22 protein-coding genes are annotated in these 17,283 nt (G+C 62.9%); 9 read left to right on the top strand and 13 right to left on the bottom strand.

Annotated elements, in window-relative coordinates:
• The 3 genes from VJX68_RS01655 to VJX68_RS01665 form a co-directional block, all read right to left on the bottom strand.
• On the bottom strand, positions 1-265 hold a 265-nt coding region (locus VJX68_RS01655), incomplete at its 3' end, for an alpha/beta fold hydrolase (RefSeq protein WP_324093899.1).
• A gap of 94 nt (positions 266-359) precedes the next feature.
• Entirely contained in the window at positions 360-971 is a 612-nt protein-coding gene (locus tag VJX68_RS01660) for a QcrA and Rieske domain-containing protein (protein ID WP_324093900.1), read from the bottom strand.
• Between the two features lie 160 nt (positions 972-1,131).
• Entirely contained in the window at positions 1,132-1,674 is a 543-nt protein-coding gene (locus VJX68_RS01665) for a hypothetical protein (RefSeq protein ID WP_324093901.1), read from the bottom strand.
• On the opposite strand from VJX68_RS01665, the gene VJX68_RS01670 reads away from it, so the two are divergent.
• On the top strand, positions 1,662-3,011 hold the full coding sequence (locus VJX68_RS01670) for a TolB family protein (RefSeq protein WP_324093902.1): 1,350 nt from the start codon (positions 1,662-1,664) through the stop codon (positions 3,009-3,011). The two genes, VJX68_RS01665 and VJX68_RS01670, sit on opposite strands and share 13 nt — an antisense overlap.
• Positions 3,012-3,125: 114 nt before the next feature.
• Here the strand turns inward: VJX68_RS01670 and VJX68_RS01675 are convergent, their stop codons facing one another.
• The 4 genes from VJX68_RS01675 to VJX68_RS01690 form a co-directional block, all read right to left on the bottom strand.
• Positions 3,126-4,292 carry a methyltransferase domain-containing protein gene (locus VJX68_RS01675; protein ID WP_324093903.1) on the bottom strand — a complete coding sequence of 389 codons (1,167 nt, stop codon included), beginning with the start codon at positions 4,290-4,292 and terminating at the stop codon, positions 3,126-3,128.
• 11 nt (positions 4,293-4,303) lie between these two features.
• A complete protein-coding gene (gene efp / locus VJX68_RS01680; protein WP_324093904.1) occupies positions 4,304-4,867 on the bottom strand; it encodes an elongation factor P in 564 nt (187 codons plus the stop codon).
• Between the two features lie 102 nt (positions 4,868-4,969).
• On the bottom strand, positions 4,970-6,310 hold the full coding sequence (locus VJX68_RS01685; RefSeq protein WP_324093905.1) for a hypothetical protein: 1,341 nt from the start codon (positions 6,308-6,310) through the stop codon (positions 4,970-4,972).
• 189 nt (positions 6,311-6,499) lie between these two features.
• A complete protein-coding gene (locus VJX68_RS01690) occupies positions 6,500-6,637 on the bottom strand; it encodes a hypothetical protein (RefSeq protein ID WP_324093906.1) in 138 nt (45 codons plus the stop codon).
• Positions 6,638-6,777: 140 nt separating this feature from the next.
• On the opposite strand from VJX68_RS01690, the gene VJX68_RS01695 reads away from it, so the two are divergent.
• The gene (locus VJX68_RS01695; protein ID WP_324093907.1) at positions 6,778-7,197 is read left to right on the top strand and encodes a hypothetical protein; all 420 of its coding nucleotides are present in this window, start codon (positions 6,778-6,780) and stop codon (positions 7,195-7,197) included.
• A 204-nt stretch (positions 7,198-7,401) separates the two neighbouring features.
• The gene (locus VJX68_RS01700; protein ID WP_324093908.1) at positions 7,402-7,752 is read left to right on the top strand and encodes a PqqD family protein; all 351 of its coding nucleotides are present in this window, start codon (positions 7,402-7,404) and stop codon (positions 7,750-7,752) included.
• Between the two features lie 12 nt (positions 7,753-7,764).
• Here the strand turns inward: VJX68_RS01700 and VJX68_RS01705 are convergent, their stop codons facing one another.
• The 4 genes from VJX68_RS01705 to mutL form a co-directional block, all read right to left on the bottom strand.
• Positions 7,765-8,151: a VOC family protein gene (locus VJX68_RS01705; RefSeq protein ID WP_324093909.1), complete on the bottom strand. Its 387-nt coding sequence runs from the start codon at positions 8,149-8,151 to the stop codon at positions 7,765-7,767.
• 278 nt (positions 8,152-8,429) lie between these two features.
• Positions 8,430-9,356 carry an acetyl-CoA carboxylase carboxyltransferase subunit alpha gene (locus tag VJX68_RS01710; protein WP_324093910.1) on the bottom strand — a complete coding sequence of 309 codons (927 nt, stop codon included), beginning with the start codon at positions 9,354-9,356 and terminating at the stop codon, positions 8,430-8,432.
• Complete coding sequence (gene miaA, locus VJX68_RS01715) at positions 9,353-10,324, bottom strand: tRNA (adenosine(37)-N6)-dimethylallyltransferase MiaA (RefSeq protein ID WP_324093911.1); 972 nt, start codon at positions 10,322-10,324, stop codon at positions 9,353-9,355. Before miaA ends, VJX68_RS01710 begins: the two co-directional genes overlap by 4 nt.
• Positions 10,321-12,135 (bottom strand): DNA mismatch repair endonuclease MutL, encoded by a 1,815-nt coding sequence (gene mutL, locus VJX68_RS01720; protein ID WP_324093912.1) that lies wholly within the window; start codon positions 12,133-12,135, stop codon positions 10,321-10,323. The genes miaA and mutL overlap by 4 nt, the downstream gene beginning before the upstream one ends.
• Before the next feature lie 169 nt (positions 12,136-12,304).
• On the opposite strand from mutL, the gene VJX68_RS01725 reads away from it, so the two are divergent.
• Positions 12,305-13,540 (top strand): hypothetical protein, encoded by a 1,236-nt coding sequence (locus tag VJX68_RS01725; protein ID WP_324093913.1) that lies wholly within the window; start codon positions 12,305-12,307, stop codon positions 13,538-13,540.
• Positions 13,541-13,569: 29 nt separating this feature from the next.
• Complete coding sequence (gene rpmB / locus VJX68_RS01730; RefSeq protein ID WP_324093914.1) at positions 13,570-13,758, top strand: 50S ribosomal protein L28; 189 nt, start codon at positions 13,570-13,572, stop codon at positions 13,756-13,758.
• 18 nt (positions 13,759-13,776) lie between these two features.
• Here rpmB and VJX68_RS01735 read toward each other — a convergent pair whose 3' ends face one another.
• Complete coding sequence (locus VJX68_RS01735) at positions 13,777-14,067, bottom strand: ArsC/Spx/MgsR family protein (RefSeq protein WP_324093915.1); 291 nt, start codon at positions 14,065-14,067, stop codon at positions 13,777-13,779.
• 172 nt (positions 14,068-14,239) lie between these two features.
• Between VJX68_RS01735 and VJX68_RS01740 the strand changes: the two genes are divergently transcribed.
• A complete protein-coding gene (locus VJX68_RS01740) occupies positions 14,240-14,821 on the top strand; it encodes a hypothetical protein (RefSeq protein WP_324093916.1) in 582 nt (193 codons plus the stop codon).
• Positions 14,822-14,844: 23 nt separating this feature from the next.
• Here the strand turns inward: VJX68_RS01740 and VJX68_RS01745 are convergent, their stop codons facing one another.
• Complete coding sequence (locus VJX68_RS01745) at positions 14,845-15,774, bottom strand: hypothetical protein (protein ID WP_324093917.1); 930 nt, start codon at positions 15,772-15,774, stop codon at positions 14,845-14,847.
• A 427-nt stretch (positions 15,775-16,201) separates the two neighbouring features.
• Here VJX68_RS01745 and VJX68_RS01750 point away from each other — a divergent pair, with 427 nt between their 5' ends.
• The 3 genes from VJX68_RS01750 to VJX68_RS01760 all read left to right on the top strand — a co-directional run bounded on the left by VJX68_RS01750 (position 16,202) and on the right by VJX68_RS01760 (position 17,206).
• Positions 16,202-16,387: a hypothetical protein gene (locus VJX68_RS01750; protein WP_324093918.1), complete on the top strand. Its 186-nt coding sequence runs from the start codon at positions 16,202-16,204 to the stop codon at positions 16,385-16,387.
• 263 nt (positions 16,388-16,650) lie between these two features.
• A complete protein-coding gene (locus tag VJX68_RS01755; RefSeq protein ID WP_324093919.1) occupies positions 16,651-16,920 on the top strand; it encodes a DUF507 family protein in 270 nt (89 codons plus the stop codon).
• Between the two features lie 7 nt (positions 16,921-16,927).
• Entirely contained in the window at positions 16,928-17,206 is a 279-nt protein-coding gene (locus VJX68_RS01760) for a DUF507 family protein (RefSeq protein WP_324093920.1), read from the top strand.
• Positions 17,207-17,283 lie beyond the last annotated feature (77 nt).

Below are 17,283 nucleotides of genomic sequence, written 5' to 3' on the forward strand. Positions count from 1 at the left end.
ACACTTTTGCTTTTGCGATTCCGAGCGCGCGCAGCAGATTGCTCGCGTCATCGGCCATGCCCTCGACGGTGTAGATACAGTCAGGCTTGTCGCTGAGCCCGGTTCCGCGATTGTCGAAGTAGATAGACTTGAAGCCGCTGAAAAACGGCAGCGACGGAATCCATCCAGCCCCCGACATCCCGAATCCCATGATCAGCAGCAACGGCTCGCCGTCACCGTAAGTGTCATAATTGATATTGATGTTGTCGGCTTTGATCAGTGGCATCGCGGGAATGTACTCCGTGTAGAAAAGTGAAAAACAAAAAACGGACGCGGCTCCGTGCCGAGCTGCGTCCGCCATGAGCAAATTCAAGTCTCTATCAGGCGATCTTCAAGATGCTCTGGGGATACTGTTCGTTGGGATCGACGCCGGGTTCCATCGTGTACACGACCGACTTATCGACCACCAGCTGTCCGTCGTCGCCAACATAAATCTTGAATCGATCCATCGGGCGCGGCGCCGGGCCTTCGAAGTTGAGCCCGCTGATGTAGTAGCCCGAGCCGTGGCACGGACATTTGAACTTTTGCTCCGTCTTCAGCCATCGCGGCGTGCATCCCAGGTGCGTGCACTTGGCGAAGATCGCGTAGAAGCCCGCTTTGGTGCGGATAATCCAGGTGCGGAAATCCTGTTTGTATTTTTCGCTGACCTCGCCGACCACGTAGTCGTCAGGAAAGCCAGCCTTGAACTTTGACGGCGGCAGGAAGAGCACACGCGGGAACGCCGAGCGGACGGCAGCGAGCAGACCGATCAGCGAGAACGCGCCGAACCCCGCCCATCCGAGGACGCCAAGGAAATCGCGACGGCTCCACAATGTGCCGAGCTCGGATTTTTCCTTGTCCCGTTTCGCCCGCTCTTTTGCCTGCTCGTCCTCGCGCCACTTCTTGAGTGCGGCGGGATCGGTCGGAGCCTTCTCTTTGAGTGCAACAGCCATCTAAGTGACGCAACCTCCCCAACTTGAGATGAGCCTGCATTAGCTCATCCACATCTCATTGGACGTATCCGATTAGCAAAAATTCTATTACCCAAAGATACGCAACATTCAAGGGTGAAGATAACCCCTGAAGCTTGGCAGATTTGCAGGACGCGAAAATTCAGTGAAGCGCGGGTTGACTGTTCGAGGCTGGCGGCGCCGATGAGGCTGGGGCCGCCGGCTTGATCAGGGTTGCATTCATCGTCACGGGCGCCCGCGTCGGAGACCAATCCTGCGGAGCAGTGGACGTCGTCGCCTGGTCCATCGTGTTGTCGGGAATAATCGGCACCGGCGGCGGAGGCGACATATCGCTGCCACCCACCGGCCGGTAAACCGGTGCGACAGGACTGTCGTTGGCTACCCAGTGCATCGGCCGGGAGACGAGCCATTCAAGGCCATAGCCGATCGGGTAGAGGAAGTCGGCGAAGAGCGCGAGCGGCTGCGAATCCTCGTCATGATATTCCTTGGGATTCTGTTGATCGGTGTCGTTGTACTGCGCGTGCGAAATTGCGGGAGACGCGAGCCAGAGCGCGGCACCTAAAATGATTGCAACCCGGCGCATATACTCAACTCTGCGCGATTGGCCGTCGTCGGTCAACACGTCGCGATCGTTCTTGCGCTGGCGCCCTTGCTGGCGCAATTCTAAACGCGATGACCACATCATCCATGCGCTCCGCGCGTGCTTGCTTGCAGATTTCCACCGCCGCGGCAGCCATCCTTATGCTAGCTCTCGGCTCGATTGCGCAGGGTGCGCCGACGCCCGGCGCGATCACCTTCGTCGGCACCGACTCCAACATCTACTATTGCGATACAAAGTGCGCGGAGCCCAAATGCATCACCTGCAAGGCCGCCGCGATTCATGTCCGCCGCGAAGATACGATCATGCCGGTCGTGCTCGCCGACACGGTCTCCGAGCAGGGTCCCGCGAGCGATTCCGTGTACGGATGGCCGACGTTCTCGCCCGACGGCAAGCGCATCGCTTATTCGGCCGAGACTCACAAGCAGAGCGAGGATTCGTTCGCGGTGTGGGTTTACGATCTCGCGCGCAGCCAGGCGATGCCAATTTTCGAGAGCCGCTCCGAGCGCATCGTGTACCTGGTGTGGACGCCCGACGCCGAGCATCTTTCATTTCTGCTCGGGGAACCGCACGGACTCAGCCTGGTGCTGGCCCAAGTGAAGGAATCGACGCCCGTCAGAATCGTGACCACCGGGATGCCGCTGTACTTCGATTGGGGCGCGCGGCCCGACGAGGTAGCACTGCACACGCTCGCGCTCGACTCCGATCGCACCGAGCGGGTCTCGCTGATGAGCCTGACGCCCACCAGCCAGAACGTGGTCAAGGTGCTATCGAGCGGACGCACGCCGTTCAAGACACCCGCATGGTCGCCCGACGGCAAGCATCTCGCGTACGTCGAGAATTACCACGCCGAATCGAACATCGTGGTCGCCGATGCCGACGCCAGTCATCCGCGCTCCGTCGTGAGCTTGCCCGTCGGCGAGAACAGTTTCGTGTGGGCGCCCGACTCGGCGCACCTGGCGTACACAACGGCGATCACGCCGCAGGACCCCACCTTCAACGGCATCAAGCTGGTTGACATCGCCACCGCGAATTCGAAATGGCTGACTAAGGACGACGTCGCCGCATTTTTCTTCGCGCCCGACTCGCGCCACGTTGCGTTCATCGGCGTGCCCGCGGAAAAGCCGTATTATACCTGGTCCGTCGTTGACGTTAGGACCGGCGCCGAAAAATCGCTAGGCAATTTTCTCGCGACGCCCGACGAATCGACCGCCTACCGCTACTTCGATCAGCTGGCCGTGTCGCACACGATCTGGTCGCCCGATTCGTCGTCGTTCATCTACGCGGGCGTGCGACTGGAAGGATCGCCGGAAAAGGCGCTCGGCTATGCACCGCCGCCTTCGGCATGGATAGTGCCTATCGACGGCAGCGCCCCGCACGCCGTCTCAAACGCAGTGCTCGCCTTCTTTTCTCCCGTGAAGTAGCGCGTTTCTGTCTCCTTTCCCTCGTGGGGAGAGGACGAAGGTGACCGTCCCTGTGCAACGCGCACTTTTGGCACGCGATTCAAAGATTCTGCCTCTGCCCCGAACGCGTGCGCGCTATTCCTTGCGGCAGACGTAAATCGCCGCCGGCTTGCCGAGCACCGACACCCGGATAATTTTGCTCGGTGCGATCCTGCGTGTGCGCTCGAGCTCGCGCATCAGCCGCCACTCCGACGTCAGCATCACCATCATGCCGCCGCTCTTGAGCACGCGCGCGAACTCGCGAAACCACAGCGGATAGAGTTTTCGATTCTCGCCGTGCGTTCCATACCGTAATCCCCACGGCAGGTTGGTGATGATTTTATCTATGCTCGCGTCGCCGAGCGGCAATGCGCCCGCGTCCCAGTTCTCGAGCTGGATCGGCTTGTAGCGCGCGCCGACGTTGACGCGCGCCGCCGCGAGCGCCGCAGCATCGCGATCGCTGCCGAGCAGCCTCGCGTACCGCCCCAGGTGCGCCCGCTCGACAAGGATCGTTCCCGCGCCGCAAAATGGATCGAGCACCAGGTCATCCTCGCGCGGTTCCGACAGCCACGCGAGCGCCGCCGCTCCCGACGCGCGCAGGGAAGCCGGTCGATGGGCAGTCTTGTACTCGCGATGGCGCATGCGGTCATCGCTGAGCCGCACCGTCAGAAAAAACTCAGCGTCGATCATGGTCGCCCACAACTCGACATCGGCGTCCTCTTCTTCCAGCCGCCACGTATGATCGCCGCGCTCGAGAACTCCGCGCTCGACCGCGCGCTGGAAATCGACGCGGCGATATTCATGCTCACCAGCCATCCTGGCGATCACGCGGAACTTTAGCCTGCGGCCTGCGCGCGTCCCCGGCGAGACCTTCACGCGCGCCTGGATCGCCGCCTCGACCAGCGGCGCCTCGCGCGCCGCGCCGCGAATCTTGTCCAGCTCCTTGTTCTCGGGTCCGATTCCGGCGCGGTAACCGGTCAGCCCGAACAGGTCTTCGGCCGTCCGGATTGCGGCGAGCTTCTCAGCCGCCGGCGCGAAAAAAATTGTCATCCCGGCGCGATCTGGCACGACCCGCCGCGTGATCTCGCGAGCGCCGCTGATTCGTCCCGCTATCTCGTCCGCCGCGATCCCCTCGAACCCCGGCTGCGTGTGCGCGATGTAGAGATTTGGCCCGAATCTAATGGGATGCGGATGCGCGCGTTCCGGCCTCGCCGCCTTGCGATCGCGCCCGGCATGTCGGTATGTCTGGCGCGCGCTGATCAATTCTCAACCCGCTACTTAGAGCGTGACAGGTACTCGCGCGTCTCGGTGTTGATCGTGATCGTGTCGCCCTCGGCGACGAAATGCGGCACGTTGATGACCATTCCCGTCTCGAGCGTCGCCGGCTTCAGCGTATTGCTCACGGCAGCCGTCTTCATTCCCGGATCGGTCTGCACCACCTTGAGCGCGACCGTCTTGGGAAGCGTCACGTTGAGCGGCGTTGTTTCGTAGAATTCGACTTCGACTTCGAGGTTCGGCGTCAGAAATCCGACCACGTCCTCGATCAACTCCTTGGGAATCGTGATCTGTTCGTAGTTCTCGGTGTTCATGAAATGAAAATCGTCGCCGTCCTGGTAGAGGAACTGCATCTTGCTCTGATTCAGGATCACCCGCTCGACGCGATCTTCCGAGCGGAACCGGTTCTCCGTCTGCGAGCCCGTTTTAACGTTACGCAGCTTGGTCTGCACCATCCCGCGCCAGTTGCCGGGCGTGATATGCGTGATCGTCATGATCCGGTAGAGGTCGTTGTTGTATTCGACAATCATGCCCGGGCGCAGTTGCGTCGCTTGAATCAGCATCGTGTGGACACTCTTAATAAGAATTTAAGAACGAAGGTTGAGAAAGCAATCCTACTCAAGCCCGCAGGGCGCGGCAAGTTCACTACGGGTTCGTAGCGCGGACTAGTGAAACATGCGCTCGTACCATGGCAGCTTCCCTGGCGGAACAGTGCCGTACGGCGGCGGACCGTAGCCAGGCGCGTATCCATAGGGATACGGATTCGGGGCGTACGGATTGTAGCCGGGCGCATACGGATTCGCGTACGCGTACGGATTGGGCGCGTAGTACGGCGACGGCGGATACGCCCCATACGGCGCCGCGTACATTGGCGGATTGCGATACTCCGTTATACCGCTGCCTCCGCCGACCGTGTCCACCGACGCCTCGACGAAATCGTTGCCGTTGCCGTATGCGCGAATCCTCGCGTCGCTGCCCGCCGGCATCGGAAAAATCAGGTCGAACGCGCTGTACCCGGTGGGGCTGATCGCGATCGGCTTGACCAGCCGCCCGTTGACGTAAATCCCCGCATGACGCACGCCCGGCCCCGCAATCTGCCCGACTACTTCGACATTTCCCGGCGCCGACATCGATTCTTCGGCGTCGATCACGTTGATCTGCACGTTGGTCAGCGGCCCCAGCGACGAGTTCGCATCGATATGACGCCGCGACGGCGACAGCTCATCGCCCGGCCGCGGAATCTCGGCCGTGTTGTTACCCTTGGAGGGCCCCGCCGACGCAATCGGACTGTCTGCCAATGGACCCGCCTCGCCCCGCGACGCGCTCGCGCCCGGGTCGACTTCAATCAACTCCTCGCTCCCGCGCATCGCGCCGACGCCCGCCGGGTCCGGCGAAATCAACGCCTGCGCCTCGCGCCCGTAAACATCCGCCACGCGAATCGATTGTGTCGGCGAAGGCTGTTCGATCGAGAAATCAAAATTGATTCGCTGCTCACCCGGCGTACTCGCGACGTCGATGTCTCTGCTCTTGGTGTCGCCGTCGAAAATTCCGGCCGACTTGAGATCGGTGCCTTCCAGAAAGCCCTTCACGCGCACCGTTCCGCCCCGGAACACCCGCGACGCGATCTCGATCTTCGGCGCGTCCGGCATCTTCTCCCCGGTCGCCGGCGCGACCGACACATGCGAATCCGGCGCGCCTCCGGCCGCTTTGCTGCCCGCGAGCGCTCCCGCGGGCACTTGCTTTTCGAGCGCCGCGATCTTCTCCCTGATACTGCTCCACTGCTCCGGATACTGCCCGCCCGCAAGCTTGGCCGCAGCCTCGATCCTGGCGCGATCGTTGAGGATCGACGTCATCGCGCCGCTCGCGCTTGCGTTGTCATGCGTGCCCAGAGCCGTCGACAGCGTTTGCGCGTCGCCCGCCAGGCTGGCCGCCGGCGCCAGCATCGGACCAGCCTTGGTGGATGACGCATTGATCGCGTTGAGCATCGCGAACGCATGGTCGCTCAACTCCAACGCTTGCTCTTGCGGGTCCTGAGCGAAGGATTGCCGCGGCGCAATCGAAATCGCAACGATCGCGAGCGCGATCGCCGCAACCGAAATAGTCGCCGCGCTCCGCCGGGAGACGGACTCGCTACGCGCCGCACGCGCGCCGCTTCTATGCGCGACAAAAAAGACCACGCAGCTTGACCCGTTAAGCTAAGGCGACTGCCTGTAGCGTTCTGCCGTTTGCTTTATCTGGCGTGAGAGCTTCAAGAACATCTCGCCCTCGTCATAGATGAAAAGCGCGAGTGCGCCACCGGCACCCACAATCAGCCCGAGGATAAACGCGCCCATAACTTCGCCTCCGGATATGCGGGATTATATTCAAATTTGCGCCGATAAACCTACCCGAAAAAACCCCGCCCCGGCGCCGCTCCAACCAACGGCGCATGGACCCGCGGGCAGACCGCTGTTAGTATCTACCGCCACAAAAAATGCTTGCGACGCTGACACGACTGGGGATCTCATCCGACGCGACTCCGTCGCAATTGCGCTCGGCGCATGAGCATTTCGAGCAACATGACTATCTGCGGATGTCCGGGTTCATCGAGCCTGCGCTGTTGCGTGTGATTCAGCATTACCTGCGCGGCGCCGTCTTCAAAGAAAAGGAATATGAGGTCGGGAGCGATCTCTCGCTCTCGGACAACCCTTTGGCCGGGGTCTTTTACGTCCTGCTGAACGATCCGAAGCTGTTCCGTCTGATTCGGCGGGTCACCGGATGCGGCCGCATCGGATGCTTTACGGGCCGGCTCTACCGGATGGTCGCGCGCGATGGACATGCCTTCAAATGGCACAACGACATTATGTACGATCGAAAGGTCGCGATTTCGATCAACGTCAGTGACGCGGCGTAGCGCGGCGGGACTCTACAGATTCGCGATACATCGCGCGGCAAGCGCGAGACAGTCCCGAACCTCGGCTTTGGCGACGCGATCATCTTCCGGGTCGCCGAGCATCTCCAGCACCGCGTCACCCCGGATGTAGGAGAGTGTGCGAAGACCGCCGTCACCGGATGGTTCTGCTCGAGACCCAGCTACACGTCAGTGCATCGCGAGATGGTGGCGAGGTCCGAATTCGCGATCGCCGCGCGCGCCGCCCGAAGGCGCAAGAATCTCGCAGCTCCCTCGCCAAATGACGTCGCGAAAATCCCGAGCGCCGTCGTATCACAAACCACCGGAAGCGAGACCTTTGTCGCCAACATCGCTACCGCGATGTGTTACGGCTTGAACGGGACCGGCGGTCGAATCTGGGAGCTGATGGCGCAGGGCCTTGGAACGCGCTCGATATCGGACACCATCGCGCGCGAATACGCGGCCCCGCGCCGCGAGGTCGAGCGCGACGTCCTCACACTGGCTCACCAGCTCGCCCAACGCGATCTGATCAAAGTGGTTCGCGCCGCCAGCCCCTGATTGAACTGGCTATCAGTCGGGTTGCCACGGATCGTAGCTGCCGAAACTCCAGATGTGCCCCTCCAAATCGCGGCAGGTGTATCCTCTGCCGCCATAGTCCTCATCCTGAACATCTCTAAGCATTACTGCGCCCGCGGCCTTGGCCCGCGCATAATGGGCATCGCAATCGCCGACGATGACGTAAGCGCTCTGCGTTTCGCAGCCTTCGATTTCATCGGGCTGCTTCATCAACCGGCCGAACATGCCGCCCCCGACCGACGACAGCATGATCATCCCGTTGCCAGACGTGAGCTGGGCATGGGCAATCCCGCCGTCCTTGTCAGGCACCACGAGATGCTGCTCAAACCCGAACGCCTTGCACAGCCATTCGATAGCCGCCGGCGCATTCCGATAACGCATAGTAGGAATTATCCTCGCGTGCTTGCTATGCGCGTCCATAAGTGCGACCTCCTGCGATAGGCTCACTGCATAGATAAACCGACGCGTCGCGAAAAAGTTACGCTCCCCGTCCGGATCCTAACCTCTCCTCGGACAAGAAGAGGTTACGATCCTCCCCTCTGAAACTTCCTAACAGGGACGAAGTCCCGCGTCCCTTCCTAACAATGGGTGCAGGGGTCACCCCTGCCCAAGGAAGTGTGAAACCCACGGTGGGGTTTCACATTCAATGAAGTGATTTCCTAGTCGATCGACTGATCGCCGTTTACGCGGCTGCGCGTGAGATACCCCGAGCCCATCGCCGCGAACTTCCGCTCGCGCGCGCGGCGCAACTCCTGCGGCTTCAGCTTGACCAGCCGCTCCAGATGCCGCGCGATAGCCGCACCCATCAGATGCGCCGCTTCGGCCGGCGCCGTATGCGCTCCGCCGACGGGCTCCGGCACGATCTCGTCGATCAATCCCAGCTCCAGCAGATCGGGCGCCGACAATTTCAGCGCTGAAGCCGCCGCCGCGACGTTCTCCTCACCGCCCGCGCGCCACAAAATCGCGGCGCATCCTTCCGGCGTGATCACCGAGTAGCACGCGTTCTCCTGCATCAACACTACGTTTGCCACACCCAGCGCCATCGCGCCGCCCGAGCCGCCTTCACCGATCACGCACGCGACAATTGGCACCGTTAGCCGCGCCATCAGTTCCAGGTTGCGCGCGATCGCCTCGATCTGCCCGCGTTCCTCCGCGCCGACGCCCGACTCTGCCCCTTGTGTGTCGATCAGCGTAATTATAGGTAAGCCGAACCGCTCCGCCAGTTCATAGAGGCGCGTCGCCTTGCGATAGCCCTCGGGCAGCGGCTTGCCGAAATTGCGCTTGATTCTCTCGGTGGTCGAGCGGCCCCGCTGATGTCCGACGACGGCGACAGCGCGGCGTCCGAAATATGCGAGGCCCGCGACGATCGCACCGTCGTCAGCGAAGCGCCGGTCGCCGTGGATCTCGATAAAGTCGCGCATTAGCAGGTCGATATAGTCGAGCGTCTGCGGGCGATTCGCATGCCGCGCCAGGCGCACGCGCTCGATCGCGCTGCGCGATTCCGAAGCAGTCCCCTCGACCATCGCGATTTCGTCTCCGCGATTTTTCGCGCCGCGCGCCCTATGTCCGTTCGAATTGCCTTTCAATCTGGTTCACGCCCGAAAAATTTCTCGAACAACGCAAGAGCATCCTGAGCGCCGCGCTCCAGGTCAAGCCACACGATCTCCGGCTCGTGGCGAAACCACGTGAGTTGGCGCTTGGCCAGCCGCCGCGATTCCTGCTTGGCGGGCGCTATCGCATCAGCCATCGTTATCCCGCCGCGCAGATACGCCGCGATCTGTTTGTACCCAATCGTACTAAGCGGCGGCTTCTCGGGCGAGTATCCAGCCTCGATCAATGCGCGCACTTCCCCGACGAGCCCAGCCGCGACCATCGAATCGAAGCGCGTGTCGATCGCCTCGTAGAGTTTTTGCCGTTCGACTTCGACACCGACCGTCAGAGTGTCGTAGCCGGCGTCGGCGAACCGATGCCGCCGCTGATGAGCTGAAATCGTCTCGCCCGTCAGCTCGAAGACTTCAAGTGCGCGCACGATGCGGTAAAGGTCGTTGACGCCGATTCGATTCGCCGCCTCGGGATCGATCCCGCGCAACCGCTGATGCAGATGCGCAACGCCGTGCTCCTCCGCGATCTTCGTCAAGCGGTCACGGATTTCCGCCGACGCAGCTGGCCCGCGGAAGATTCCGCCGCGGATCACGCGCAGGTAAAGCCCGCTGCCGCCGACCACCAGTGGATTTCGCCCGCGCGCCGCAATCTCTTCGATCGCCGCGCGCGCAAGATGTGCAAACTCGGCGACGTCGAGCGACTCGTCCGGATTGCGCACGTCTATAAGATGATGCCGCACGCGCGCGCGATCTTCCGCCGAGGGTTTCGCCGTGCCGAGATCCATCCCGCGATAAAACTGCCGCGAGTCGGCGTTGACTATTTCGCAGTTCAAGCACTCCGCTACTTCTATCGCGAGCGCAGACTTGCCCGCTCCGGTCGGCCCGACTATGAAGCCGACCGCGATCCTGGCCGGTCGTACCGACGCGTCAAGCTGCGCCACTGAAAAACTCATCGCCGAAACATTCGCTCGATTTGCCCGCGTCCGAACTGAATGTGCACCGGCCGTCCGTGTGGGCAGTTGGTCTTGAACTCCGTGCGATCCAGTTCCGCGAGCAGCGAATGGATTTCCGCCGGCTCGAGCACGCGTCCCACTCGAACCGAGCCATGACACGCGAGTTGCTTCAGCCAATTCTCGAACGCAGCCTCGCCTCCACCGCGAAAGCCTGCATCGCCCATGCTCTCGATCATGTCGCCGAGCAGCTTCGCGCCGCCTTCGGGTCCGAACACCGCGGGCGCGCCCTTGAGCAGCAGAGTGGTCGGCCCGAACGGCTCGACATCGAAGCCCATCGCGCGCAGCTCGCTCAGCGCGCCATGCACCTGCGCCGCGCGCGCGGGATTCAGCTCGACCGGCACCTGCGCGAGCATCGCCTGCGTGCGAATCCCGCCGTCGCGGAGTTCCCGGCGCAGCTTCTCGAACGTAACGCGCTCGTGCGCCGCGTGCTGATCGATCAGCAGCAAGCCCTCCTCGGTCTCGAGTGCGATATAGCCCGCGAAGATTTGTCCGATCACCCGGAGCTTCGAGTACATAGGGATCGGCGCCGCTGGCGCCGTCGGCGCGCCCGGGCGGGCGTCGCGATCGTAAGCGAGGGTGAGCGGGCGCTGAAACGCTTTTTCAGTGGCCGCGTCGGGCACGAGCCGCAACGGCCCATCGCTGCGCGGACTTGGCACTGTATCTTCGCCGCGTGACGACATTGTGATGAGTCCCATCGCGGCGTCATCGGTGGACGGAGCCGGCGCATCAACTAAATTTGTCGCGGGCGCGCTTTCGGTCTGATCGGCCAAGCGGTCGCGAATCGCGTGATACACGACGTCGAAAACCGCGCCGCCATTTCGGAAGCGCACTTCGGTCTTCATCGGATGCACGTTGACGTCGACCTCTCCGGGCCGCATATCGACGAACAGCAGCGTCGCCGGATGACGCCCGCGCGGGATCAGCGTCTGGTAGGCCTGCTCGACGGCGCGAATCAGCATCCGGTCGCGCACCGCGCGGCCGTTGACAAAAGTGAAGATCATTCTACCGGTGGCAAACGATTCGTGGCTGGACGCGGCCAGTCCTTGCGCGCGGATTCCGGGGCGGTCGAGATCGAACGCAAGCATCCTGGCCGCGAGCTTGGGACCGAACACCTGGCGGAATCGTTCGAGCACCGAGTTGGCGCGCGGCAAATCGAAGACGACGCGGCCGTCGGCGCTTAACCGAAACGCGATGTGATGATTGGCGAGCGCGACACGCTGGAACGATTCGGCGATCGCGCCCTGCTCAGTAGCCAGCGTCTTCAGGAACTTCAGGCGCGCCGGAGTGTTGAAGAACAGTTGGCGCACTTCGATTCGCGTTCCGGCCGCAATCGCGCACGTGCGGGTATCCTCGATGTTGCCGGCTTCGGCGGCCACCTCGACGCCGTGTTCGTCGGCGGCGCGACGCGTTTGCATCCGAAGATGCGACACGCTGGCGATCGAGGCGAGCGCCTCGCCGCGGAACCCGAGCGTGCGAATCGCCGTCAGGTCGGCGGCGCTACGAATCTTCGACGTTGCGTGACGCCTGAGCGAAAGGATCGCGTCGGCGCGCGTCATGCCGGAGCCGTCGTCGGCGACCGCGATTAGCGCCGAGCCGCCGCCGAGAATCTCGACGCTCACTGAGCGCGCCCCGGCGTCGAGCGAGTTCTCGACCAGCTCCTTCACGGCGGACGCGGGCCGCTCGACGACTTCGCCCGCCGCAATCTGGCTGGCGACTTGCTCGGGCAGGATGTGGACTATGTGGTCGGACATACTTTGCCGGACGACCTAACTAGACATTGTAGCTTTCGGACCGGATACTCAAGCAACTCGCCGGCGTTGGTCAAAAGCGGGGATTGTTGCCGCGCGGGTTGAAGATCGCGGCGGGTTTTGAAAAGCTCTCGGCGCGGCGAATTCGCTTTTTCACTGCATCACTTAAACGATGAAAAAAATTATGGTAATGCTGCTCGGCGCGGCAATCGTTGTGGCCGCGGCCGCGGCGGGCGCGTATGCGGAGCCGATCAAAATCGGAGTCGGCGTAATTGGTCCGATCTCGCCGCAGACCGAGGCCGATATCGACCAAATTGTCGGCAAGCTGCCGAACGTGAAGGCGGTGCCGATTCAGCCGCCAGGCGGGGTTGATGCGTGCGTCAAGCGATTCGTCGCGGGCGACCCGGACGATCGCCTCGACGCGGTGATGGTGGTGAGCCTGCCGACCGAGTCGTTTCAGTCGCAACGCGATTCGAACGAGGCGCGCTTCACTGGCGCTTACGAGATATGGACGCTAAATCTCTCGACGCTGGCCGAGGACCGGCATCGCTTCACCTTCACTGACAGCGAGCCCGTAATCGGCGGCGCGTCCGCTTTCCTGGCGCTGCCGGCGCAGGTGTTTGCCGAGCGCGCGACCGGGAAGAAACTTATCTCGAGCGATCAGTGGCAGGCCTTTGAGGCGGTGCAGACGCGCGTCGAGGCGAAGCTGGTCGCGGCGACCAAGTTGTATCTCGCGACCGCGTCGATCCGCGACACCACCCCGCTCGTTCCGCTCGACACGGCGAAGGCTCTGCTCGATCGCGGCGACGGCGAGGACGCGATGGCGGTGTTCAAGTCGGCCGGGATCAACAATCCCGACGTTCAGCGGATGATCGCGAACGCGCAAGGGCAGTTGCGGCGCAGCGCGGCGAATGCACTGCTCGGGCGCACGCTCGGAGCGATGGCGGGCGGGAACGCCGGCGCGGCGCGCGTGATACTGGCCGACTACGAGAAGGCGCCGTCGGCCGAGGCTTCGCGCGCGGATTCGATTCGGCGGGTGCTGGCGGAGATGCCGAGCAGTCACCCCGACTCGATTTACGACGGCGTGATCAAGAGCGACGTGCCCACGCTCGACCATCAGGCGTTCGTCGCGATGATCAAGCAGCTCTTCAGCGAGCAGACCGGCTCGATCCCCAACGAGGTGATCGTCGCGGCCAAGGACCTCACGATCGAAGACAAGGACGCGCCCAAGGGTCTCAAGGAGCAGCTCGACAGCTACGCGGTCGCGCTTGGGCGCAGCGCTTGGCTGATGAGCCTCAAGTGCGGATGCGACGCTGGCGCTGTGCTCGAGAGCGAAGCGGTCGGCGAGGCGCTGCTGAAGGCGAAGTATTCCCCCTCTTTCACGCGGCCGCAGGTCGGGCTACCCTAGACGGATTACCAGGTTCGGACGGAAGACCCATGAGACATTGCGCATACTGCAAGAAGCAGCCGTCAGTCGGCAATAACGTCAGTCACGCCAACAACAAGACCAAGCGGCGGTGGAATCCCAACCTGCAGGAAGTGCGTGCCGAGATAAACGGCAACGTGCGGCGAATCCTGGTCTGCACGCGATGTATCCGCTCGGGCAAGGTCAAGAAGAGCGCCTAGCAGCCCAGCCCGACTCCGTCACAACAACACTTCGAGCTTTTCCGGCGGACGCGCGATGATCGCGCGCTTGCCGCGAATCACGATTGGACGCTGCATCAGCTCGGGATGCTCGAGCAGGAGCGCGACGACCGCCTTCTTGTCGGCGTACTCGGCGGGATTCAAGCCCAGCTCCTTGAAGCGCTTGTCCTTGCGTACCAGGTCGGAGACGGGACCGTCGAGCATCTCGATTATTTTTTCGAGCCGTTCACGAGTCGGATGTTCCTTCAAATATTCAATGATGTCGAACTCGACATCGCGCGCGCGAAGCATCTCGAGCGCGCCGCGCGAGCTCCCTCATCCAGGATTGTGATACAGGGTTATGCGTTCCATCGTTACCTCGCCGTGGGATTTGCGGAAAGCATAGGCGATGCGCGGGCTTTGATGGAAATGCCCTGAGCGGCTACAATTCAGCCGGCGCGAAACCTGTCGCCATGGAGTCGTCGTGAAGAACATTTCCAATCCCAGGTCGGGCCGCAATCGTTTCGCGGCGGCAGCTCTATCGGTTGCATTCGCCGCGGGTCTCGCTGCAGGGGCGCGGATTGCGGGCGCGGCGAATGTGAGCGGCATGATGTCGTACCGCGACGGCCGACCGGCTGATCGGCGCCAGCTTCATTACGAGAATCGCGTTACCAGCGATATCTACGTCGCGCCGACCAAGCCCGACGGCTCGTTCACGGCGGACTTGCCGCCGGGACTTTACGATCTGCGCGCCGAACGCGGCGTCGTTCTTGCCAGCAACATTCGCGTCGATAGCGCGGACGTCAACGTCGGCCATGTCGTCGAGCCGGCCCCGCTGGACGTGCGCCGCCCGTTCGAGCGTGAAGGCGTGGCGGACTCGATCCTCGAAAGCCCGGCGCCCGCGACCGCGAATGTGGTTTCCGGACGCCCGCTCGCCGCGATGAAGTACGGATACGAGGCGGTTGCGCCAATGTCAGCGCCCGGGACGCCTGCGCCGCAATCCACCCCGCTCGGAGAAGCTACTCCGGTAGCCGCAGCGTCGCCGTCGGCAATGCCCGCGCAATAGCGCACACCGGCCAGGCGCCAGAGTCATTTCGATCGAACTTCGACGAGCCGGAACTTTCCCTCGACACGCGGGAAGAGCGTGCGACAACGCGCGAGTTCGGCCGGTCGCATGTAGCTGGGCAGGATAAGGGTCCGGATTTGCGCGGCGGCAGGCGGGAGCTCGCCTTCAGGGGGAAGGCGGACGAGGTCGGCGCGGCGGACCGTCGGCGCGTAGTAGAACGCTGAGCGGTTGCTGCCGTCCCAGCTCACGATACCAATGCGTCTGCGGCCCGGCGCCATTGCAATTGCCAGCGCGACTGCCTCGCGAAACAGCCGATCGCGCGGCTTGCTATCGTAGCGATAGACGTGAGTGAGCATCGTGAGCGCGACCAGTGCCGCGGCGACACCGCGCGCCCGCGCGCTGCCGAGCGCTGCGATGCCGAGTGCCGCCAGGATATAGAACGCAATGAAGGACGGGAGCACGTAGCGGGTGACGTCCATCGGTATGAACAGGTAGGAAATCGCGAGCTGCGCCAACGGTGGCAGCCACATAAGGATGAGCGCGAACGCGATCTGCTCGCGGCGCCACCGCCATCGCGTGAGCACCCCCCACAGTGCGAGCGCCGCACACAGCACGAACACCCACGCACCACTGGCGCTCTCGAAGGTCTGGAGTGGGTCTATCGGTCTCGGCGGCTGGATCCAGGACCACGTTCCGCGCGTTACTCCTGAGCCAAGCTGTAAAGCGATGACCGATGCGAATGGCGCTAGCATCGCGAAACCTGCAAGGACGCCGAACGCGGCCCGCCACGCGCGCGTATCGAGCCCGCGGCCATTGCGCCGCTCCGCAACGAGGCGCCAGGCGAACCACGCTCCTTCCGCAGCGAAGGCGAAGGCCGCGGTGAAATTCGCCGCGACCGTCAGCGCGGTGAAGACGGCGATCGCGGCGAAGCTCAGCCATCCACCGCGGCGCATCGCGCGCAGGAAAAAACCCGACTTGTGCCAGCACCATCGCGAGCATCAGCGGATACATCCGCGCCTCGCGAGATGAGTTTATCATCACGAGGCTGATCGCCGTGATGAGCGCGCTGAGCGCGGCCGTAACCTGGGCCGCGGGCCCGTCCGCTTCGCGCCCGTCGCCGCCGCTCGCTGGCAGCATCAGCAGCTCGTAGGCAACGAAGAAGGCCAGCGCGATGGCCGTGGTTCCAAACAACGCCGACAACGACCGCAGCGCCGCCTCGCTGTCACCGAACATTAGTATCCACAAGTGCAGCAGGAGGTCATGCAACGCGAGCGTGCCCAGGTTCGCGTGCTGATGCGCGCGAATCACGCCGGCCAGCGTCGGAGCGCTGGCGGTCGCCCACGATGACACCTCGTCGCCGGTAATTTCCGCCACGCCGATATGGATAAACCGGAGGAAGCCGCCGAGCGCGATCGCCAAGGCAAGGATCAGCGCGGCCTCAACCTGCAGGGCGGAGCGTCCGAGGCGGTGCTTTGGCGCCGTCGGCATCTCGGAAGCCGCGAGCGCGGGTGTCTGGCCCCCGGCCATCATCCGGCGAGCCGCGCGCGCCGCACCGGGCAGCGGTGAAGACAATGGATTTGGCGAATGTGACAAGCGCGAGCAAGCACAAGCATGCGGCCGCTCCTGGTTCTCAGTCTTTGATGAGCCGAGGCCGGAGAGCAAGATTCGCCAAGGGGCACTCGGCGTCGCCTGTCTGCCCATACTCCGCCGATCGGCCGTATGTCGAGTTCCGCGGGCTTTGCTCACCCTGACACGGAACGAAGAGCCGCCGTTGACGAAGGTGCTTTTGACAACGAGCGCTGAAAACCTCAAGCTGTGATTGTATGGCGATGCGGGAAGCTCAGATCGACGCGCTCGCGACTCATCTCGTCAACGGGCTGATTGATCGCGGTTTGATCAAGCCCAAGGCTGACGTCAAGGAACTGGTCGCGTGCGTGGTCGAGCTGATGTCGGCAAATTTCGAGACCGAAGCGCAAATAGACGAAGAGGCCGACAAGATGGCGGAGGCGGAAGCGCGCCGCGACACGCGCCTGGACGTCACGCGGCTGCGCAGTTTGATTCGCCAGCGCCTGGCCGAGAAGAAAAACTTCACGCTCTGAAATCTTCATGAAGCTCACCGAAGCACGAGTCCTGTTCCTGGCGCGCGAGTCGCTGGCAAAATTGCGCGACGAGGGCTTGGCCGAGATCGCGAACTTTCCGCTGGCGCTGCGGCAGGCGCGCGAAATTGTCGCGCAGTTCAACGAGCAGGGCGACGAGCTCGACGCAATCGTGCGGCGCAAGATCAATTCGATCAAACGCGGCGTCGTAGAAGGCTCCAACGAATGGACCCTGCTCTACAAGCGCTACCGCGACGAAGAGATGCGGAAGAAGGGCCCGCAGAGGTGAGGAAGGGGAAACCCTTCATTGAAGTGAAACCCGCGGCGGCTTCACGTTAGATGAAGTTCCCCTTCAACTGCATTAAT

Source organism: Binatus sp. (SeqCode), from assembly GCF_035272065.1.
Classification (GTDB): Bacteria; Desulfobacterota; Binatia; order Binatales; family Binataceae; genus Binatus.